17 protein-coding genes are annotated in these 22473 nt (G+C 42.9%); 12 read left to right on the forward strand and 5 right to left on the reverse strand.

Features of this window, described 5'->3' with window-relative positions; translation table 11 throughout:
- Positions 1-70: 70 nt before the first annotated feature.
- Entirely contained in the window at positions 71-2218 is a 2148-nt protein-coding gene (locus tag ACGE0T_RS02000) for a GH92 family glycosyl hydrolase (protein ID WP_459188887.1), read from the forward strand.
- A gap of 280 nt (positions 2219-2498) precedes the next feature.
- Here the strand turns inward: ACGE0T_RS02000 and rplS are convergent, their stop codons facing one another.
- Positions 2499-2846 (reverse strand): 50S ribosomal protein L19, encoded by a 348-nt coding sequence (rplS, locus tag ACGE0T_RS02005; RefSeq protein ID WP_459188888.1) that lies wholly within the window; start codon positions 2844-2846, stop codon positions 2499-2501.
- Positions 2847-3018: 172 nt separating this feature from the next.
- On the opposite strand from rplS, the gene ACGE0T_RS02010 reads away from it, so the two are divergent.
- From ACGE0T_RS02010 to fumC, 4 genes are all read left to right on the forward strand, one after another.
- On the forward strand, positions 3019-5997 hold the full coding sequence (locus ACGE0T_RS02010) for a glycoside hydrolase family 3 N-terminal domain-containing protein (protein WP_459188889.1): 2979 nt from the start codon (positions 3019-3021) through the stop codon (positions 5995-5997).
- 76 nt (positions 5998-6073) lie between these two features.
- On the forward strand, positions 6074-7102 hold the full coding sequence (locus ACGE0T_RS02015) for an aminotransferase class I/II-fold pyridoxal phosphate-dependent enzyme (RefSeq protein WP_459188890.1): 1029 nt from the start codon (positions 6074-6076) through the stop codon (positions 7100-7102).
- A gap of 215 nt (positions 7103-7317) precedes the next feature.
- Entirely contained in the window at positions 7318-8175 is an 858-nt protein-coding gene (locus tag ACGE0T_RS02020; RefSeq protein ID WP_459188891.1) for an AraC family transcriptional regulator, read from the forward strand.
- 82 nt (positions 8176-8257) lie between these two features.
- Positions 8258-9658 carry a class II fumarate hydratase gene (fumC, locus tag ACGE0T_RS02025; RefSeq protein ID WP_459188892.1) on the forward strand — a complete coding sequence of 467 codons (1401 nt, stop codon included), beginning with the start codon at positions 8258-8260 and terminating at the stop codon, positions 9656-9658.
- Between the two features lie 31 nt (positions 9659-9689).
- Here fumC and ACGE0T_RS02030 read toward each other — a convergent pair whose 3' ends face one another.
- On the reverse strand, positions 9690-10673 hold the full coding sequence (locus ACGE0T_RS02030) for an Acg family FMN-binding oxidoreductase (RefSeq protein ID WP_459188893.1): 984 nt from the start codon (positions 10671-10673) through the stop codon (positions 9690-9692).
- A 444-nt stretch (positions 10674-11117) separates the two neighbouring features.
- Between ACGE0T_RS02030 and ACGE0T_RS02035 the strand changes: the two genes are divergently transcribed.
- Genes ACGE0T_RS02035 through ACGE0T_RS02045 form a run of 3 tightly spaced genes read left to right on the forward strand, consistent with a single transcriptional unit; the run spans position 11118 to position 15250 of the window.
- A complete protein-coding gene (locus ACGE0T_RS02035) occupies positions 11118-12131 on the forward strand; it encodes an SPFH domain-containing protein (RefSeq protein WP_459188894.1) in 1014 nt (337 codons plus the stop codon).
- A complete protein-coding gene (locus ACGE0T_RS02040; protein ID WP_459188895.1) occupies positions 12124-13062 on the forward strand; it encodes a diacylglycerol kinase catalytic domain-containing protein in 939 nt (312 codons plus the stop codon). Before ACGE0T_RS02035 ends, ACGE0T_RS02040 begins: the two co-directional genes overlap by 8 nt.
- A gap of 34 nt (positions 13063-13096) precedes the next feature.
- A complete protein-coding gene (locus ACGE0T_RS02045) occupies positions 13097-15250 on the forward strand; it encodes a methyltransferase domain-containing protein (RefSeq protein ID WP_459188896.1) in 2154 nt (717 codons plus the stop codon).
- Here the strand turns inward: ACGE0T_RS02045 and ACGE0T_RS02050 are convergent.
- The gene (locus ACGE0T_RS02050; RefSeq protein WP_459188897.1) at positions 15235-15936 is read right to left on the reverse strand and encodes an NUDIX hydrolase; all 702 of its coding nucleotides are present in this window, start codon (positions 15934-15936) and stop codon (positions 15235-15237) included. The genes ACGE0T_RS02045 and ACGE0T_RS02050 overlap by 16 nt on opposite strands.
- 126 nt (positions 15937-16062) lie before the next feature.
- On the opposite strand from ACGE0T_RS02050, the gene ACGE0T_RS02055 reads away from it, so the two are divergent.
- Positions 16063-17268 (forward strand): multidrug effflux MFS transporter, encoded by a 1206-nt coding sequence (locus tag ACGE0T_RS02055; protein WP_459188898.1) that lies wholly within the window; start codon positions 16063-16065, stop codon positions 17266-17268.
- Here the strand turns inward: ACGE0T_RS02055 and ACGE0T_RS02060 are convergent.
- Positions 17252-18070: an AraC family transcriptional regulator gene (locus ACGE0T_RS02060; RefSeq protein ID WP_459188899.1), complete on the reverse strand. Its 819-nt coding sequence runs from the start codon at positions 18068-18070 to the stop codon at positions 17252-17254. The two genes, ACGE0T_RS02055 and ACGE0T_RS02060, sit on opposite strands and share 17 nt — an antisense overlap.
- 30 nt (positions 18071-18100) lie before the next feature.
- A complete protein-coding gene (locus tag ACGE0T_RS02065; RefSeq protein WP_459188900.1) occupies positions 18101-18847 on the reverse strand; it encodes an acyltransferase in 747 nt (248 codons plus the stop codon).
- Positions 18848-18998: 151 nt separating this feature from the next.
- Here ACGE0T_RS02065 and araJ point away from each other — a divergent pair, with 151 nt between their 5' ends.
- The 3 genes from araJ to ACGE0T_RS02080 are packed head-to-tail and all read left to right on the forward strand — an operon-like array spanning position 18999 to position 22260.
- Positions 18999-20180, forward strand: coding sequence for an MFS transporter AraJ (gene araJ / locus ACGE0T_RS02070; RefSeq protein ID WP_459190398.1), 1182 nt, complete (start codon positions 18999-19001; stop codon positions 20178-20180).
- Between the two features lie 46 nt (positions 20181-20226).
- Positions 20227-21489, forward strand: coding sequence for a putative DNA modification/repair radical SAM protein (locus ACGE0T_RS02075; protein WP_459188901.1), 1263 nt, complete (start codon positions 20227-20229; stop codon positions 21487-21489).
- A 3-nt stretch (positions 21490-21492) separates the two neighbouring features.
- The gene (locus ACGE0T_RS02080; protein WP_459188902.1) at positions 21493-22260 is read left to right on the forward strand and encodes a TIGR03915 family putative DNA repair protein; all 768 of its coding nucleotides are present in this window, start codon (positions 21493-21495) and stop codon (positions 22258-22260) included.
- Positions 22261-22473: the final 213 nt, after the last annotated feature.

The raw sequence follows: 22473 nt of genomic DNA on the forward strand, positions 1-22473 counted from the left end.
TTTTTGTATACTGATTAAGACTTTCTTGGTGGAAAGGTAAAAAGCTATTATGATTAAATAAGTGATGAGTATGAAAAAACAATTATGGACTATTTTAGTGTTGGCAATTTTCATGACCGGTTGTAAATCCGACAAACGATTGGTTGATTATGTAAATCCTTTATTAGGAACGGCAACTCTTTGGGAACCGGAAGATTTGGGATATGTGCGTAAAATGAAAGCGCGTACCTGGGGCGCCGAGGTTTTTCCCGGAGCTTCTCTGCCGAATGCGATGGTACAACTCAGTCCGGTAACACGGTTCCGGAGTGGTGCAGGGTATCAGTATGAGGATACCGTTATTTATGGTTTTTCCCATACGAATAAAGGACATTGGAACCTGCTCCATATACCATTGTTACCTGTTACCGGAAAGATTTCTCCCAGTGATTATTGTTCCGGATACAGCCATGCGAATGAATCGGCACATCCCGGATATTACCAGGTGTTTCTCGAAAGATATGGAATTAACGCAGAACTGACATCCACATTGCGTTGTGCTTACCATAAATATACATTCAGGGAAGGGGACGATAAAAGGCTGTTGGCCGATATGACCCGCTCCAACAACCGGGTGACGGAATGGGATATAAAGAAAATGGATGAGCATGTATTTTCCGGTTTCCAGCATGGGGATGGTAAAATGTATTTCTATGCAGTTTCCAATTATGGCATAAAAGATATAGAACAGGCAAAAGATGAGGCGCATGAAGTGTCTTTGGTTAATTTCCTGGATAGTAAAGGAAAAGAACCGTTGGAACTTAAAATAGGATTCTCATTTGTCAGTGTGGAAAACGCTAAAATGAACCTGGAACAGGAAATGCTGAATAAAAATTTTGCGGAAGTTCGTAGCGAAGCAGCTGAAACGTGGGAAAACCTGTTGGCAAAAATAAATGTAACGGGTGGAACGGAACGTGAAAAAGGTATATTCTACTCTTGCCTGTACCGTTCGTTCCTTTGGCCGGCTTTGCGTAGTGATGTAAACGGGGAATATACGGATGCAAAAGGTGAGGTTGCCAACGGAGGGTTCCGTTATTATACAGACCCTTCATTCTGGGATGATTACCGCAATAAACTAATACTGTTAGGTATGTTATCTCCGGATGTTACAGTCGATGTAATTAAGTCTATCACGGATAAGGGGGAGAAGAGAAACGGATATATGCCGACTTTCTTTCATGGCGACCATGCCTCTGTTTTCGTTGCCGGGACTTATCTACGCGGTCTGAAAGATTTTGATTTGAAGCGTGCTTATCAGTTGTTACTGAATAATGCTACGGTTCCCGGACGTGGAGGCAGGCCTTATCTGGACGAATATATGGAAAGAGGCTGGATTGCGGAAAAAGATACGACAAACGTACCGACCCAGGATGAGTATAAAGCCGCTGTTACAAAAACGGTGGAATATGCTTACGACGACTATGCTACTGCTTTGTTGGCTAAAGAGTTGGGCGACGAGGATAACTATAATTTACTGATGAAACGTACCTCCAACTATAAGAACCTGTTCGATCCGGGTACCGGTTTTTGGAGAGGACGTATCGATAACGGCAATTGGATTGAAGATTTTGATCCGTATTATCCTTATTATGCTTATATGTACCGGGAAGCAAATGCCTGGCAATCCCTGTTTTTTGCCCCTCATGACCCGGAAGGAATGATCGCCCTTTATCCAAGTAAAGAAGCGGTTGAGCAAAAGCTCGATTCTTTGTTTACAGAACCGTGGAGAGGCTATGAAGCACATAATATGACTGGATTTATCGGAAATTACTGTCATGGAAATCAGCCGGACCACAGTGTCCCTTATACTTATTATTTTATCGGCAAGCAGGAAAAGGCGCAATGTATGTTGGACAGTATTATGGGGCATTATTATGATATGGGCGCGGATAAACTTGCTTATGCGGGTATGGATGATGCCGGCGAAATGTCAGCCTGGTATGTTTTTAATGCAATCGGTTTATATACATATTCCCCGGCGGATCCGGAATATATAATATCTGTACCTCTATTCGACCAGGTTCGGTTTACTTTAGATGATAAGACCAGATTTACAATCAAAAAGAACGGCAACGGAAAAAAGATAACGAAGATAACTTACGGAGGCAAGGAACTTGACGGATGGTTCATTTCTCATGACCAGTTGAAGGAAGGCAAAGAACTTGTGATTAATGCCTTATAAATCAGAAAAGTATTGGCTTGTAGTCCATTTTTGAACCTGTAGTATTTTGTTTTCGAGGTGGTCGAAAATATTCACGAGGCGGTCATTCATATTTTCGAGGGCGCCAAAAATATGAATGACCGCCTCGTGAACAGATTTAGATAGGAGAAAAATAAAAATAGCCCGTGTCCTTTTAGCGGTATGTTCCGGTAGAAAAATTAATAATCAGGAGGGCTTTGTAGAAACAAAAAAGAGGGAACGAAAAGCTCCCTCTTTTTTATGGCAATAGAACCGAAGAATATTAGTTTCTTCTTTCTTTGATTCTTGCTTTCTTACCGGTAAGTGCACGCAGGTAATACAATTTAGCACGACGTACTTTACCCAGTTTGTTAACAGTGATGCTTTCGATGAACGGTGATTCGATCGGGAAAATTCTTTCCACACCAACGTTTTCAGACATTTTGCGAACAGTGAAACGTTTTTTGTCACCGTGTCCTGAAATACGGATAACAACGCCTCTGTACTGCTGAACACGTTCTTTGTTACCTTCTTTGATACGGTAAGCTACTGTAATCGTGTCACCACTCTTGAAAGAAGGATGTTCCTTCTTTGTAGCAAACGCTTCTTCTACAACTTTAATTAAATCCATTGTTTATAGCTTTTTAATTGTAATGTTTAACGAAACGCAATATAACGGGCTACTTTGTCCCGACAGAGATTACGTAAAGCGGCTGCAAAGTAACGAAATAAATATTTGATACGCAAGTAGGAAGGATTTGTTTTTTCGTTATATTTGGACTGTTTTTATACTCGAAAGTAAAATGAAAAAGATATATATACTGTTTTTATGCTGCATTTGTTCACTTTACGGGAAAAGTGAAATCATTCCAAATATGTATCGTTCAGTAGATAAAGAAAAGATGAATCATTGGGTGGATTCCGTATTCGACTCGATGAGCAGTGACGAGCGTATCGGGCAGTTGTTTATGGTGATTCTTAATCCAAAGGATGATACCCGGAACCTGCAGCGGTTGAAACGGTATATTGATGAAATTAAAATAGGCGGTATCCTTTTCCATAAAGGAGATCCCAAGACACAGGCGCTTGTAACGAACAGGGCGCAAAAATCTTCTAAAGTTCCTTTGTTGATTTCATTGGATGGAGAATGGGGGTTGTCCATGCGCCTGAGCGGGACAACACGGTTTCCGAAAAATATGATGTTGGGAGCTATCGAAGATAATAACCTGATTACCGAATATGGGCGCGAAGTGGCACGCCAGTGTAAAGAGATGGGTATCCATATCAATTTTGCACCGGATATGGATGTGAATAGCAATACGGATAATCCGGTAATCGGCATCCGCTCGTTTGGGGAAAGCCCGGCGGCTGTTGCAGATAAGGGAATCGCGTATGCAAAAGGACTGGAAGAGAATGGCATCCTATCTGTAGCCAAGCATTTTCCGGGACATGGCGATACTTCGGAAGACTCACACAATACGCTTCCTGCAGTTTACCATGACAGAGCCCGTCTGGACAGTGTGGAGATCTATCCTTTTAAACGTTATATTCAAGAAGGCTTTGCCGGAGTGATGACCGGGCATCTTTATGTGCCGGCTCTGGATAAAACAAACCGTCCTTCTTCTTTGTCCGAACCGATTGTAACGGGCTTGTTAAAGAAAGAACTTCAATTTTCAGGTCTTTGTTTTACTGATGCTTTGGCGATGAAGGGGGCGACTTCCAATAAATCGGATAACCCGTCAGTCAAAGCCTTATTGGCAGGGAATGATATCCTGCTCGCACCGGCAGCTCCGCTTTCTGATTTTGCAGCGATAAAAGAAGCCATAGAAGATGGTACGTTGGATCTGGAAGAGATTGAAGCGAAATGCCTGAAAATATTACAGTATAAATATATTGCCGGATTGAATAATTATCAGCCGGTTGAACTCAAAGGGCTTTCCGGGCGTTTGAATTCTCCCCATGCCGCCTGGCTTGCTGCCAAATTAAATTCGGAAGCAATCACTCTGTTGAAAAATGAAAACGACCTGCTGCCGTTAAAGCAGTTGGGCAAAAAGAATACGGCTGTCCTTTCGATTGGCGATGCGGTAGGAAATAGCTTCCAAACGATGGTGAACCGCTATGATACGGTTGCCTGTTTCAGTATTTCCCGTACGGCAACGGCTGCACAGGTTCAGCAGGTTTATAAGAAACTGGAGGGATATGACCGGATTATCTGTAGTGTGCATACCGTCCGTATTCCGGAAAATCCGGCTTTGCGTAAACTGGCGGAAAAGAAAGAGCTGATTCTTGCTTTTTTCACGTTGCCTTATTTTGCCAAGGAATATAAGCAAACGGTAGAAAAAGCAAAAGCAGTTATAATGGGCTATGAGATGACCCCTTTGGCACAGGAATATGCTGCACAGATGGTCTTTGGCGGAGTTGCGGCAAAAGGTAAACTTCCGGTATCTATCCCCGGTCTGTATTTTGCCGGGAGCGGAATTTTTACGGAAAAGACGCGTTTGGGATACCATGAACCGGAGGAGGTCGGCCTGAATGCCGTTCGCTTGAATGAAATCGATTCGATTGTGCAGGAAGGCTTGGATAAGCAGGCTTATCCCGGTTGTCAGGTGTTGGTCGCTAAAAACGGAATGGTTATTTATGATAAATCTTTCGGTTACTTTGATTATACCGGTTCGCAACCGGTAGATAATGATGCCGTGTATGATTTGGCCTCTTCTTCAAAGGCTACCGGAACGTTGCTTGCGGTGATGAAAGCTTACGACCGGAAAAAATTCTCGTTAAACAATAAAATTTCTGAATTTGTACCGGAACTGAAATCTTCGGATAAAAAAGATTTGAATATAAAGGAATTGTTATATCACCAGTCCGGATTGACCCCTTCAATTAATTTCTATCTGGATGCGATGGATAAGGATAGCTATACAGGCAGTTTATACAGCCGTGTAAAAGATGCGGCCCATCCGGTTAATTTTGACGGGAAGACTTATGTAAGGGAAGATGTTGCCTATCTTCCCGGTTTGGTTTCCAATAAGAAAAAGCCGGGGTTTACCACCGAGGTGGCGCGCGATTTTTATTTGAACACTTCTTTTAAAGATTCGATTATCAAAGAAATAAAAGACTCTAAATTAAGAAACCGGGGAAAGTTCAAATATAGCTGTATCAATTTTATCCTTTTGAAGATGATGGTGGAGAAACAGATGAACCAGCCGATGGACAGTCTGCTGGACACGGATTTCTTCCGTCCGCTGGGTGCCTGGCATACCGCTTACAATCCGTTGCACAGGATGGATACTTCGCGGATTGTACCGACAGAAAACGATCGTTTTGTCCGTCATCAGCAACTCCGGGGGTATGTGCACGATGAAGCGGCCGCTTTCCAGGGAGGGGTTTCGGGGAATGCCGGATTGTTCTCGAACGCAAACGACCTGGCTAAAATACTTCAGTTGTACCTGAATTTAGGAGCTTATGGGGACGAACGCTATCTGTCGGCTGAAACAAGCCGGTTGTTTACACAGAGCAAAAGCCCTACGTCGCACAGGGGATTGGGGTTCGACAAGCCTTTGGTCGGTAATCCGCGCGCCTCTACTTGCGGCACACTGGCGCCTCCGTCGGTTTATGGGCATACAGGGTATACCGGGACTTGTTTTTGGGTAGACCCGGATAATCAAATGATTTATATTTTTCTGTCTAACCGGGTAAATCCTACGCGTGCCAATAACAAATTGAGTTCGCTGGACATCCGGACCCGTATACAGGATACGATTTACAAAGCGTTGATGTAGGCTTTTCTTATCGGAAAAGATATGTATCTTTGTCCATCTATTAATAAAATATTATTTACTAAAATACATTATTCATATGTTATTCGGACACGGCGATGATTTTTACAATTCGCAGAATGAGGTGAAAATAAACTTCAGTTCTAATGTTTGGCATGGTGCCAATCTGGAAAAACTTCAGGAACATCTGAACAGTCAGTTTGACAAGCTAACCCGTTATCCGGAACCGGATGCAGCTTCGGTGAAACGATTGTTGGCGCGCCGTTATGAAATAAAAGAAGAGAATATTGTTGTGACCAACGGTTCTATCACCGCTTTTTATCTGTTGGCTCAGGCGTGGAAAAAGGCCAAATCTTTTATTGCTGTTCCTTCTTTTTCGGAGTATGAAGATGCCTGCCGTTTACATGAGCATGAAATCTCTTTCTTCTCGACGGGAGAAGACCTTTCGGAAGTTTCTTTTGAAGGACAGGATTTCTGCTGGCTCTGCAATCCGAATAATCCGGATGGAAAACTGATACATCGTATCGAGTTGTTGAGAATGATAGCGGCCAACCGTCAGACGACTTTTATTATAGACCAGGCATACGTCTCTTTTACAACGGAAGAAATGCTTAAGCCCTCCGATATAAAGAATAATCCGAATCTGATATTGGTACAGTCCATATCGAAGGCTTATAATATTCCGGGGTTGCGTGTGGGGTATATTGTTGCCAGTCCTGAAAAGATAGAGGAAATCAGTAAATATATTATTCCCTGGTCTATCAATGCAATCGCAATAGAAGCGAGCAAATATATCCTGATACATCCGGCCCAGTTTACCCTGCCTATCCGTAAATGGCAACGCGAAACGGCAGATTTTATTTATCAGCTTACCAAATTGGATGGTTTGGAAGTTTTGCCTACTGCTACCACTTTCTTCCTGGTTCGTTTGAGAAAAGGAACGGCTGCTGATTTGAAGCAGTATTTATGGGATAATTATAACATACTGATTCGCGATGCCTCCAACTTCCGTGGATTGGATGAAACCTATATTCGCCTCTCTACTCAAACGAAGAATGAAAATGAACAGTTGATAGAAGCGATACGCGAATGGCTTGCTAAGCAGTAAAAGCGTTTGAAAGTATAAACCGCTGTAAGAGAAAGTTGTCAGAACTCTCTACAGGAAAATAAACGGGCACAGAGATTGGCAGATGTGAAATAAGTCTGCAAAATTCTGTGCCCGTTTTTGTTATCTGTCATAGTACCTTTTTATAAGTTAGCAAGATTGGAAAAGTGACCGGTGGAATGTCCTGTTATCTTTGTCCGGTGAAACAGTATAAGAATATGCAACAAAGAACATCTACAAGAGAAGAATACCTGAAGCGGGTAAACCTGGTGATTGAATATGTGAATAATCATTTGGGAGAGAATATCGATTTGAACCGGCTTGCCGAGATTTCCAATTTCTCACCCTATCATTTTCACCGGGTCATGAGCGCATTTCTGGGGGAACCTCTCGGGACATTTATCGTGCGGACAAGGATCGAGACTGCAGCCCGGTTGCTTCGTTACACGGATTTGTCTATCAGTGAGATTGCTTACAGGGTAGGGTATGGTGCACCTTCTTCTTTGTCGAAAACCTTCCGGCAGTTCTATTCTATTTCACCGAATGAATATAGAAACAATAAAGCGTACACAATTATGAGACCAGAAAAAATAGGACCGGATTTGCAGTTGCAAACCGAAGTAAAAGAGATTCCGGCAAGGGACGTGATTTATATCCGCCTGACAGGTGATTACCGTTTGAATGATTATGGCGGGACATGGAAACGGCTGATAGGTTACGTTATCGAAAATAAATTGCCGATGGGTGACCCCAGCCCGCTTTGTATTTATTATGACGATCCGAAAGTAACCGCTCCGGAAAAGTTACGTACGGACGTTTGCATGGTATTGCCGCAGTCGGCGGAACCAAAAGGGGAAGTAGGAGCACGGCAGATTCCGGCAGGACGTTATGCCACGTTCCTATATAAGGGAGCCTATGAACACTTAGGTATGGTTTATGATACGATTTATGCACAGAAAATACCGCAGTCAGGCTATACCTTCCGGGATGAACCCAGCTACGAACGTTATCTGAATGACCCCTGTAATACCCTTCCGGAGGATTTGCTGACGGAAATTTGTATTCCTATAGAATAGCATGTTGGGATAAGTAAGTTTTCATAAACAATTCTTTCTCTATCCGGTTTTATTATTGAGTAGACATTAAAATACAAGTGCTATGGAATACCGGATAGAGAAAGATACGATGGGAGAGGTGCAAGTCCCGGCAGGGGCTTATTATGGTGCTCAAACTCAGCGTAGTGTAAATAATTTTAAGATAGCCAGAGATACGAACCGGATGCCAAAGGAAGTCATTTATGCTTTTGCATATTTGAAAAAGGCAGCAGCGATGGCAAATAAGGAAGCAGGCGTTTTGTCTGCCGATAAATGTGAGTTGATAGGCAGGGTTTGTGATGAAATACTGGAAGGAAAATTGGATAAAGAGTTTCCTTTGGTTGTTTGGCAAACCGGTAGCGGTACCCAAACCAACATGAATGTAAACGAAGTGATAGCCAACCGTGCCCACGTATTATCCGGGGGTAAGTTGACCGACAAGGAAAAAGTTTTGCTCCCGAACGACGATGTCAATAAATCCCAATCATCCAATGATACTTTCCCGACCGCGATGCACGTTGCAGCTTATAAGCTGTTGAAAGAAGTTACTCTGCCCGGTCTGGAAAAATTACATTGCACTTTATTGAAGAAGAGCCGCGATTTTATGCCGATAGTTAAAATAGGGCGTACCCATTTTATGGATGCCACCCCGCTTACTCTCGGGCAGGAATTTAGCGGGTATGCTTCCCAATTGGAGCATGGGATACGGGCGATTAAAAACTCGATGTCCCATTTAGCGGAACTTGCCATTGGCGGAACTGCTGTAGGTACGGGAATCAATACCCCTCCTGATTTTGATGAATGTGTGTCGAAGCGTTTGTCGGAACTAACCGGGCAACCTTTTGTCAAAGCATCCAATAAATTTGAGGCGCTTGCCACCCATGATGCGTTGGTGGAAGTACATGGAGCATTGAAAACAGTGGCTGTAAGCCTGATGAAGATAGCGAATGATATCCGGATGTTGGGGTCCGGGCCGCGTGCCGGCATCGGTGAACTTCGGTTACCGGAAAATGAACCGGGTTCTTCCATCATGCCGGGAAAAGTGAATCCGACCCAATGTGAAGCACTTACCATGATTGCAGCCCAGGTGATGGGGAATGATGTGGCAATTTCAGTGGGAGGTGCCAGCGGACAGTTTGAATTGAATGTATTCAAACCGATGATTATCTATAATTTCCTGCATAGTGCCCGTCTGATTGGCGAAGGTTGCTTTAGCTTCAACGAACACTGTATAGCTGGTATCGAGCCAAGAAAAGAGAATATTAAAAAGCATCTGGACGATTCATTGATGCTTGTCACCGCCCTGAATCCTAAAATCGGTTATTATAAAGCTGCCTCCATTGCACAAAAAGCCTATCAGGAAAATAAAACCCTGAAACAGGCGGCAATTGAATTAGGGTTGCTTACTGCCGCAGAGTTCGACGAATGGGTGGACCCGTCCAAGATGGTTGGAAAGATAGAATAATACCCTGACTATAAAAACTTGCGTTAACTGGTCAGCCGTTCCTTATCACATCTGTAACATTTCTTCTGGATGAATAGGGGGCGGCTTTTGCATATCCGAGGCGCAACAATAGTACGGGGTATTCTTTGTTGATTGGAAATGTCTCCTGTATTTTATCCGCTAATTCTTTTACTTCACAAGGTTGGTTGAAAAAAGCACAAGCTATTCCTTCTTTACTGGCTGTCAACAGGAAACGTTGCAATGTCCTTCCTGATGCAATCCAGTTTTCGATGGAATTATTTCGTGTCGTGAAAAGAACGAAATAGGAGGAAGTGCTTATTTTCTTGTTATCTCCTTTGTTTTGAATACGACTGTTTAATACGGATCTCATAATTGTTTTGGAAATAAATGCCGGTAGGTCGGGGGCACCGAATACGGCATAACTTAATCCGTCGTGAGTCGCTTCCGAATGCTTTTTATTGAAACGCATCCATGATTTCAGTTCTTCCTTGAATGCCTGGTCGTTCATTTGCCTCTTGTTTCCCTTCAATATATACGGTCTTAATGCTTCAAATTGCGGACTGTTGTTCTCAAAGAAGTAAAGTTGCGTATCCGCTTCTGTTTGGACTGCTTCCAATTTATCGAGGAAAAGGTCCAGGATTTTGTTTCCGTTGTATGTCTGGCGGTTCATTTGCCGTTTTCCTATAAAAGGAAACAAAGGAGAGGGTTGCACATCGGTTGCTTTATGCAAAGTAATTTGAATCACCCGTTCCGTATCGTTTCGTGTTGCAATCCCGACTTTCGTTTGGTAGCCGGCGGCGGATGCTGCGATGCATAAATTTTCAGCAGCGCATCCAAGGCTGATATATAATTCCCTGTGATTCCCGTCAACCACCGGCAATGCTCTGGAAAAGTCCGGTTCTATTGTGATTTGATTCTCTTGAATAGTAAAAATCCAAGGCTGTGTGTTATGTCCGGATGGCGCTTGGGTCGCCAGTTCTATAAGCCGGATATATTTCGTTGCTTCTTCTTCCATTTGTTATTGCCAATCTAAATCTGATTTTCGCAAATGTACAAATATTGTTTCTCTAAATAACGTAGGTCTATGCTCAAAATGATTTCCCTTATATTTTAATGGGGATGTGTAAAAAAGCTATTACTGAACGCCGATTACGCAGAACACGCAGATTATTTATTGAAAAAATATGGTCTGCGTAAATCTGCGCTCTGTCTGCGTAGTCTGCGTTCCCTAATAGATGCTTTTGACACATCCCTATTGGAAAAACCATAGTTATGATTTTATTCGGACGCTTTTTGCAGTTTCTCTGTTTGACCAGTCGGTTTATAAAGGGATATTTGATTGTATGCGTAAAAAGTACGCAAGATATTTGGAGAGGTAAAATAAGTTTCATTTCTTTGTAGTGTGTAAATATTACGCAATAGGTAAGGTTTAGTATTAACCATTTAAATTTTAAGAGGTATGTTAGGTATTAAGCACATTAAATTTGATTCGATGACTTATGTTTTCCATTTCAAGAATGGAAGAGTCAACAGAGAGGGACGTGGTTTGTCATTCTATTATTTTGTACCGAACAGTTCTATTGTTGCCATTCCGATGGGTAGTAATGATTTGCCTTTTATTTTCAGGGAATCGACAAACGATTACCAGTCGGTATCTATCCAGGGACAAATAAGCTACAAAATCAGTAATCCGCAAATGCTGTCGGATGTGTTGGATTTTACTGTTACGGATTCCGGTGCATATAAAAAGAACGATATTGAAAAGCTGAACCAGCGGATAATAAATGAAGCGCAGACGTCTACTTCTTCTTATATTCACGATACCGGTTTGAAAGAGGCGATCCGTTCTGCTAAAGAAATTGAAAATCGTATTTTAGAGGGATTGAAATCATCACCTGCCATTAGCATGCTGGGAATAGAGATACTCGGGGCCAATGTGTTGGCGGTGCAGGCTACTCCGGAAATGGCTAAAGCGCTTGAAACGGAAACGCGTGAACTGCTTCAGCAGGATGCAGACCGTGCTATCTATGAACGCCGTAATTTTGCAGTGGAGCAAGAACGGAAAATCAGGGAATCGGAACTGAATACCGAAATAGCAGTAGAGGAAAAGCAGAAACAAATAGATGAAAAACGAATGGAATCGGAGGTGCAGCGGGTGGAAAATAATCGTAAGCTGCGTGAAATGAACCTGGAAGCGGATATTGCGATAGAAGACCAGCGTAAAACATGGATAACCCGTAAAACGGAAAATGATAAGAAAGAGGCGGAGGCCCAAGGATACCAGTTGGAGGTACGTTTGAAACCGTATAAAGAAATGGATTGGCGTTTATTGACCGCTTTGACCGGTAGTCTCGACCCGCGAAACAATATCGCTCTTGCTTTCCGTGAACTTGCTGAAAATGCCGGGAAGATAGGTAATCTGAATATCACGCCGGATTTGCTGGAAAATTTGTTGAAACCTAAAAATGAATAAAGGTATGCATGTGGAATATGCAATTCTGATAAAGAATAAAACCAGGCTTGAGGCTTTGATTGAACGCTTCAATACAAAGTCTCAGGCACGGTTTTATATCGAAAGGCAAGGAGGTGATTTTAATGATTACGAGAAGGAAGATGCTATCTTTTATGATTCGTTGCATAAATTACAGGCCGGCCTTTCGAAAGTTATCAAATACAAGATTGTGGAACGTTCTTTTCTTTCTTCTTATATATTTTCGGAAAAGAATGTAATCGTAACCATAGGACAGGATGGGTTGGTTGCCAATACGGCAAAATATTCGAGGGGAGTTCCTATCGTAGCCGTCAATCCGGACCCGGAACGTTACGATGGGGTACTGCTGCCGTTTGATGTAACGAATTTCCAGCGGGGAGTGGAGGAGGTAATGGCCGGAACCTGTCAGCTACGGAAAGTAAATTTTGCGGAAGCCCGTTTGAATGACGGACAACGGTTATTGGCATTCAATGATTTGTTTATCGGAGCCGCTTCACATATATCCGCCCGTTACCGGATTTCTTATGGGAATGAAACGGAAGAACATTCATCAAGCGGAATCATTATATCGACCCGGGCCGGTTCGACCGGTTGGCTGAGTTCTGTTTTTAATATGGCATACGGGGTGGCAGGGCTGTTCGAGAAGAATCTGACGCTTAAACATCCGAAGTTAAAAGAGGAACAGTTGTTATTTGTTGTGCGCGAACCTTTTCGGAGCTTGCGGACGCAGACCGGGCTATCGGTAGGACTAATAGACCGGAGGCATCCGTTGCGGATTGAATCATTCATGCCGGCCGGCGGTGTCATATTCAGTGACGGCATTGAATCTGATTATTTGAATTTTAATAGCGGTTCGGTTGTTTCTGTCGGAATTGCAGAAGAAGTAGCCAACCTGGTGGAAATGAAAAAATAATCTGTACATTTGTTTTACTCTAAAGTAAAAACGGATGAACTCTAATTATGCCTCTCAGGATCGTGGCGGTAAACAGGACTATAGGCAGTATCTGGAAGCAATGGATGCCATATCCATCGAAAAGGTGGCTTCGGCCAGTGTCTTTTTTGCACCGGAAAAAGGAAATATCCTTGTGGATGTCGGCATGGCATCAGGAACAAGTACTGCTATTCTTGCCGGGTTATTTCCTGATTTGCAGGTTATCGGGGTCGATATCAATCCCAAAATGGTGGAGATTGCCCGTAAACAATACCAATTGCCTAATCTTTCGTTTCGCATGGATGATGGTGAGGCACTGGATAGTTTTGAGAAAGATTCGGTAGACGGCTTTTTTAATTGTTCTGCAATCCATCATATAACGTCTTATAACGGGTATGATACGAATCGTGCATTGAATACGTTACGGCGCCAATCGGAATTGCTGAAAGAAAGAGGCATTTTAGTTGTCCGTGATTTTGTGAAGCCGGAAGAAAAAGAGGTTATCCTGGAACTTTCCGCTACCGGAGGTGGAAATGTACCATCCGACAGCGATTTGCTTTTGCTTTTTGCAAAGACAGCCCGTAGCCTTGCTCCGGCAACAGAACAAGGTTTCCCGGTAGAAGAATTGGAACCACAGGAAGAAGGAAAGCGGAGGTTCCGGTTATTTTATACGGATGCTGTGGAATTTATTCGGCGGAAAGATTATTATGGAAATTGGGATATAGAGCTACAGGAAGAGTATGGTTATCTGACTCAACGGGAGTTTGAAGACCTTTTTCGGAGTCTGGGTCTACGTATTATCCTGTCTGCTCCTATTTATAACCCCTGGATTATAGAAAATCGGTATAAAGGACGTTTTGCTTTATATGATTTATCCGGAAAGGAAATGGGGTTTCCTCCTACAAATTATTTGATAGCCGGAGAAAAAGTGAGTACTGGGAAAGATATCCGTTTAGTCCGGCATTTGCCTTTACTGGAAACTCCTTATTTAAACTTTGTATCTTTCCGGCATAAAGAGACAGGACAGGTTTATGATATTGTAAAGCGTCCCGAACAGGTTACTGATTTTTTATTGTATTCCCGGGAGGGAAATCGGTTGACGGTGTTGGCCCGTCATGGTTATCCCCGTCCGTTGGCAAATCTCCATACCGGACTTACTGTGATTGATGGGAAATATTTTGGAGGATACATACCGGAAGGACTTGCGATTGGAACCACAGATAATATAGAGCAACAGTTGAAGGAACGTTTCGGGATTGGCGAAGAACAGTATGCGGGTATTGAGCAATCATTAAGTTATTATACATCTCCGGCAGGTATTTGTGAGAAGGTCAATGCTTTTTTGGTTGCGTTAACGGAAAAACCGGATTGTGTTTTTCCGTTGAGGAACGGTATTCCCGGTTTTCAGGATTTCGGTTCTTTACAGCCTTATGATGCTGCGCAGTTATTGAATACGGCACAAACAGGCGCTTTGGCAGAGGCCCGTTTGGAGTTGAATATTTACCGTTTATTTCAACTTTACCTTATATCTTTACCTAAATGGCTGGGAGAAAAGATAACGGTAAAAGAGGAGACATCTCTTTCTTCTGTAACTTTGCCGGATTTGTTGAAACGGCATACTGAATTATTTATTCACAGTGAAAATCCGGCAGGCTTTTTATCGGTCGGTCGTGCCCATTTTGTGGAAACAGGAGCTTGGAACAGTAAAGTTGCTTTGGAATATGTATATCCGGCATCTTTCAGTGCCAATACCTTGATTACATTTCCTGTTTGCCGGGTGAGCGGGCATATTTTTGTCGGTCTGGAAGTGCGCGACCTGCCTGTTCCGCAGTTGTTTGGTGGCAACAGTTCTTTGATCACTGTTCCGGCATGGCGGTTGCCTAAAGAAATAGGCGATTTTAGTGCGTTGTACCGGTATATGGAAGAATTGAAAATCGGAAGATCGTCTGTTATCCGTTACTTCAGGCTGGGTGAAAAATATTTTCCGTCGGTAGGCATAACCCCGGAACAGGTTTATCCATATGTAGTCTGGTTGAATGAACCGGATGATTCACTGGCATGGGTAGACTTGGATGAGCTGTATGCGCATGCCGGACAACTGGAGGATGCCCACCTGCTTATTTGCCTGTATCGGTTAAAACATGCACTGGCGGATTATAATTCAAAATAAAATCCTTTTTGGCTTAGCTCCTCATATTTTTGTTTGTCGAAGCGGTATATTTTAGGTGCCCTGTTCGGGACATCCGGCTTAACCTCGTTCAAGTCGACAAGCAATCCGAAACTCAGCATTTTTTTTCGGAAGTTTCTCCTGTCCAGTTGTGTTTGCAAGACAATTTCGTAGAGACGGTGCAGGTCTGGAAGGGTGAAACGTTCCGGTAATAATTCAAAGCCAATCGGTTGGTATTTGATTTTACCTTTCAGGCGTTCCTGGGCAGTTGCCAGAATACGGTTGTGGTCGAAAGCCAGTTCCGGGACTTCCGAAAGATTAAACCATTTGATATTGCTGGTATCCATTCCGCCCTTCGTTTGGAAATCGGACATTTTTACCAGGGCATAATAGGCGATGCTGACCACCCGGAAACGAGGGTCGCGTTTAATATCGGAAAAAGTATAGAGCTGTTCCAGATAAATATTGGTTAAGTCTGTTTCCTTTTGAAGGATACGGCGCGCGCAATCGTCCGCACTTTCTTCCATTTCGAGGAAACCGCCCGGCAAAGCCCAGCATCCCTTATAAGGCTCGATCGCACGTTCTATCAAAAGCACTTTCAGCTCTCCGCCATCAAAACCAAAGATTACGCAATCTGTCGTGACTGCCGGTCTCGGATATTCATAACTGTATTTTTCCTGTTGCTCCATTTTCTATTTGTCTGTATTACGCAAAGATAGGCAAATGTTCCGGATTGTACCAGTCAATGTGCGGATTAGATAAACGGCATTTGGAAGGAAGCCCGTACTTTTGCGGCGTTTAATAAAGAAAATGATATGGATAAGAAAATGAAAATAATAGTGCTGGTACTTTCATTGCTGGCAGCACTCGAGCCGCTTAGTATAGACCTTTATCTCCCGGCATTTAAGGATATAGCGGATAATTTGCAGGTGGAATTAAGTGAAGTGCAACTCTCTCTTTCTGTTTTTCTTGCAGGTTTTGCTTTGGGACAATTGTTTTGGGGGCCTCTTTCCGACCAGTACGGGCGAAAGAAACCGATATTGATAGCTATGATTCTTTTTACCCTTAGTTCCCTTGCCTCTATTTATGCGAACCAGATCCATCAGCTTTGGGTAATACGCTTTCTTCAGGCGTTCGGCGGTTGTGCCGGAGTGGTTATCGGACGTGCCATAGTGAATGATTTGTTTGATGACAGGTACCGGACAAAAGTGTTTTCCCTATTAACTATTATATCGGGAGTCGCTCCGATTGTCGCTCCTACATTGGGAAACCTTTTGTTGAAATATTGGCATTGGCATGGCATTTTCAATACGACGAGCCTGTTGGGCGTTTTAAGTATTTTATTGGTGGCCTTGTTTCTGCCGGGAAAGAAGCAGGCGGTTGTTTCCCCTGTAGCCCCTAAACCGTCTTTTTCCGTAGGCAGCCTGCTGAAAAGTTATGTACGGGTTACGGCCAATATGCCTTTTATGATATATACCATTATCGGTTGTATGGCTTACGGCAGTTTGATGGTATATGTATCCAATGCTCCCTATCTTATAATGGAAAAAGGGGGCTTCTCCGGCGATACATTCAGTTTCATTTTTGCAGTCAATGCCATCGGCTTGTTATTTGGAACCTATATCATCGATTTCCTGTTGAAGTTCACTTCTTTAAAACGGTTGGTGCGTTATACGATTGGAGTCCAGCTTCTCCTGAATCTGTTGTTATTGGGTTGTGCGGTAGCCGGTAGCCCGGTTATTCCCATGCTGGTATTGATTTTCCTTAATTTGATTCCGGTAGGTTTGTTGCTTCCGGCTACGACCTCTTTGGGACTGTCTTATTTTACGGACGATAGCGGTACGGCTTCTGCTTTTATGGGGTTTTTGCAATTGTTTTTCACAGGATTGTTGTCGGCAGCGGTCAGCTATATGCAGAATGATTCGGTAATACCGATGATGGGCGGTATATTTTTCTGTTCTTTTGCCTCTTTTTTGCTGCTTTCTACCGGAAAAGGACGCCGGGTTATAGCGACTGCCTGAATTGTTCGGGAGTCATTCCGCTCTGTCCGCGGAAGAAGCGGGTAAAATAAGAAGCGTCTTTGAAGCCGAGTTTGAATGCTATTTCCTTAAAGGACAATTCTTCATAGCAGATGAGCCTTTTAGCTTCTAACAGCAGGCGCTCGTGTATCACCTCGATAACGGTTTTACCGAGTGCCTGTTTGATAAGTTCATTCAATCTTTTACAGCTTAAGGATGCTTGGCGGGCATAAAATCCGGAAGAACGTTCTGTTGTAAAATACTTTTCGACTGAGGCAAGAAAACGTTTGACCCGTATATCCATTTCTTCAGCCTGTCCTCTCCCTGCATATGAAGACATTAGTAAAGTGAAGAATGCATGCATATAAGCATCCAGGATTTCTTTTCTTCTTTTTTCGTAAAACTCATCGAAAATGAGTGCAGCCAGCTGCCGTACCGGCTGAATATCTTCTTTGTTGAGGGATATCACAGAAGGAAAATCGTAACCGATGCTGCCTTCCATCCGTAAATCCATCCGGTCGAAATATTTCGGACTGATAGCAAAAAGGTATCCCTGTTGGCGGTGAAGCTGCATTTTGTGTACCTGTCCCTGTCTTAACAAGTAAAGTTGGTTGGGCTGCAAATGATGTTCGATAAAATCGATACTCTGTACGTCATCCTCCTCTGTATCTGTAAAAAACAGGATTTCGTGGAAGTTATGGCGGTGTACGCCATTAAAATTCTGTGTTTCACAGTTTTCTATGGCTTCAATAACGAAAAAGTCGCTTTCGTCCAGGTTATGTACGGGTATATTCTCAGGTAACATCTTTTGAAATTTTCTTTTCCGATAGAATCCTTATTCTTTACTATATTTATTGATGCATTTGCGGTCCCAGTTTATTCCCCGTTTTACGACTTTGGCTGGAATTCCCGCTATGATGACATTCGGTTCGTCGAATTTTCGGGTGACGATGCTTCCCCAACCTACAATGCTATTGTCCGCTATTTTTACATTTTTGCCGATTTTAGCATCCTTCCCTATCCATACATGTTTACCTATCTCTATCCCTTGTGCAAAGTTCAGCGGGTTCCCCTCTAAATCAGTTATCGTATGTGCATCCGTACACCATATGTCGATGCCCCAACTTAGTTGGCTGTCGTCGCCTATGCTGACGGATGAATTGTCTTCCTGCAAATAGATTGTTGCTCCATTGATTACGACCCTTTTTCCGATATTCACCTGGCAATTGTCCGCTTTTCGTGAAACTCCGGCTCCCAATCCCGGTAATTGTCCTATGATAAGTTTAAGTCCGGTCATGCCTAAAATAGCAGAGTACCTTAGAATGAGATTTCCAATAGTTACTGTATTGTTGTCACCTTTCACGATAAGGAGGAATCCTCCGCCGAGCAGTATATCTTCTGCACTTTCTTCTGAGTCGAAATGCAAGGTCACATGGTTGTTATTTCCGATAATGGAAATATTTGCCGAGTTGATTATCTTGCTTATTTTTTCGTTTTCTGAAGCAAAGTAATTTATTTTTTCCTGTGGAAGAACAATGGTGAGTTCATTGTTGTACCCCTTGATAGATAGTGCCTGTTTCATTTTTAATAATTGTATGCAGTCAATTATATGAGTTGCAAAGATAGTAAATCGGATAAAGCAGTGGGCTATTTCTTTGATTCCGAAAGTTTATAATCTAAAAGATGGAGTTTGGATGAATTAAAAGTGTATATCAATACACTTTATTGTGAAACTGATTAAATTTGCAGCCCGTAAACAGTTGGACAAAATGAAAAAGAGTCTTATAGCCTTAGCTTTCGGAACCTTAGGTTTGGGTATTGCCGAGTTTGTCATGATGGGTATATTGCCCGATATAGCTAAAGATTTGGGAGTAAGTATTCCTATGGCGGGTCATTTGATTTCAGCTTATGCTTTGGGGGTATGTGTTGGTGCGCCTGCACTTATTCTTGCCCGTAAGCATCCGTTGAAACATATTCTGTTAGTGTTGGTCGCTATTATTATGGTGGGAAATATTTGTGCGGCGGCAGCTCCTAATTATTGGGTATTGCTGATTGCCCGTTTTGTTTCCGGATTACCTCATGGTGCCTATTTCGGAGTTGGTTCTATTGTAGCGGAAAGACTGGCGGATAAAGGAAAAGGTTCCGAGGCGGTATCGATAATGATTGCCGGAATGACAATCGCAAATTTATTCGGTGTACCTTTAGGTACGTCTTTGAGCAGTGCGCTTTCATGGCGTGTTACGTTTTTGCTTGTCGGATGCTGGGGTATTCTTATTCTTTATTATATATGGCGATGGGTCCCTCATGTGAAAGGATTGGAAGATACCGGATTTAAAGGGCAATTCCGTTTTCTGAAAACACCGGCTCCGTGGCTTATTTTAGGAGCTACGGCATTGGGCAACGGAGGTGTTTTTTGTTGGTATAGTTATGTAACTCCGTTGTTAACAGACGTGTCCGGTTTCCGACCGGAAAGTATCACGGCGTTGATGGTGTTGTCCGGTTTCGGTATGGTTGCCGGAAATCTGGTAAGCGGGCGTCTTTCCGACCGTTATACACCCGGAAAGGTAGGCGCTACGGTTCAAGGGCTTATCTGTCTTGTTTTATTGGCAATCTTTTTCTTTTCCCCGAACCCCTGGGCTTCGGCAATCCTGATGGCGCTTTGTACAGCAGGGTTGTTTGCCGTATCCAGTCCGGAACAAATATCGATTATCCGTGTGGCGAAAGGGGGAGAATTGTTGGGTGCCGCAAGTGTGCAGGTCGCTTTTAATTTTGGAAATGCAATTGGGGCTTATACCGGCGGGTTGGTATTGCAGGCCGGTTACCGGTATCCGGCGCTGACCGGTGTTCCGTTTGCCCTTTTGGGTTTTATTCTGCTAACAATTTTCTATAGAAAATACGAGAGCCTTTATAGGTGAATCCGGTGTATAATCCGTATTTTTGTCTGGAAATCCTGATAAAATTATGGACGATAGCGTACTCGAAAAACTGAAAATACTGGCGGAATCAGCTAAGTATGATGTTTCCTGTGCTTCCAGCGGAACCTCTCGCCAGCATAAAAGCGGCAGTATCGGAAGTGCAGCCGGGTGGGGTATTTGCCATAGTTTTGCTGAAGACGGACGGTGTATCTCTCTACTTAAAATCATGCTCACGAATTATTGTATGTTCGATTGTGCTTATTGCATCAACAGAAGGAGCAATGATATTCGCCGTGCTACTCTTTCCGTAACAGAGTTGGTCAATCTGACCATTGAATTTTATCGCCGTAATTATATAGAAGGGCTGTTCCTTAGTTCGGGGGTGGTACGAAATGCCGATTATACTATGGAGCGGCTGGTTCGTGTAGTGAAGGATTTACGGCTTGTTTATCGCTTCAACGGATATATTCACTTAAAGAGTATTCCCGGTGCCAGTCAGGAATTAGTAAATGAAGCGGGGCTTTATGCCGACCGTATGAGCGTGAATATAGAGATTCCGAACGAAAAAAGCCTGCAATTGCTTGCTCCGGAAAAAGATTTTAAAAGTGTTTTTCAGCCGATGCGTTATATCCAACAGGGGGTTCTGCAAAGTGCCGAGGAGCGGAAGCGCTTTCGTCATGCCCCGCGTTTCGTCCCTGCCGGGCAGAGTACCCAGATGATTATCGGAGCAACACCGGATACGGACAAGGATATTCTTCATCTCTCGTCTGCTCTCTACCAACGTCCTACGATGAAGCGTGTCTATTATTCCGGTTTTATTCCCGTAAATGAGTATGATAATCGTCTACCTGCATTGAAACAACCTCCTTTGGTGCGTGAAAACCGTTTGTATCAGGCAGACTGGTTATTGCGTTTCTACCAATTTAGGGTGGACGAGATTGTAAATGATGCGTATCCTGACCTCGATTTGGAAATCGACCCTAAGCTCTCATGGGCATTGCGGCATCCAGAAGTATTTCCACTGGATATAAATAAGGCGGATTATGAAATGCTATTGCGTGTTCCGGGAATCGGTGTCAAATCGGCTAAGTTGATTGTCGTTTCCCGCCGTTATTCGCGTTTAGGAATGGAGCAGTTGAAAAAAATAGGGGTAGTTATGAAGAAAGCCCAATATTTTATTACCTGCCATGAGCTGCCGATGCAGACGATACATGAGGTCAGTCCTGAAAATGTACGGCGCCTGCTTATCCGGAAAACGGGTAAAAAACAAACGGATGAACGCCAGTTAACCATTCAATTCGGGGAATAAGAAATGACAATTTTTGTTTACGATAAAACATTTGAAGGATTGTTGACTGTAGTCTTCGATGCCTATTCCCGCCGTAGTTTTCCCGACCTTTTACTGGGGGAAGGAGAGCCGTTGCCTCTGTTTTATGATGAAGTGGTTACTGTTTATACGGATGACCAAAAGGCAGACCGTGTCTGGAAAGGGCTACAGAAGAAGATATCTGTGGCTGCTCTTTCTCTCATCACAGTCACCTGGTTATCCGAATTGCCGGGAATCGATAAACTTCTTTTTCGTTATATCCGTAAAGCCTTGGATGCCCCGGCTTCTATCGAGTTGAATTTTGGGGATTCCGATGTGCTGGAAGTTTCTAAAATCAGTAAAAAGGTCGTGAATGAACGTCTTCGTGTCATGCAGTTCCTGCGTTTCCAGAAAGCTGCGGATGGTACTTATTTTGCAGCCGTTGAACCGATATATAACGTAATTTCTCTGGTCGTCCCTTATCTGAAAGACCGTTTTGCCGATCAGAAATGGTTACTTTATGACCTGAAACGCGAATATGGCTACTATCATGATTTGCAGGAAGTGACTGAAGTCCGTTTCGAGGATAAGCAGGCACATCTTCTTTCCGGTCTGCTGAATGAGGAGCTGATGGATGAAAATGAAAAGTTGTTCCAGCAGTTATGGAAAGAATATTTCAACACAATTGCCATAAAAGAACGCCTCAATCCTAAATTGCATCGCCAGCATATGCCCGCCCGTTTTTGGAAATATATGCCCGAGAAACAACCATAAATCTATACATGTAGATTGCTTTCTATATAATTCATAATGTGATGGCCTTTCTACTATTAAAATAATTTATATCTTTGCGGATATGAATATTTTTAAATTTATAGGTGATATATAATGAATAAAATATAAATATACAGGCTTGTATTTAGTGGTTTTTTATTTATTATGAGATCAAATGGAGAATTGCTGGTTAAAATAATAAAAAAATAGATA

The sequence above is a fragment of the Parabacteroides sp. APC149_11_2_Y6 genome (genome assembly GCF_054506995.1).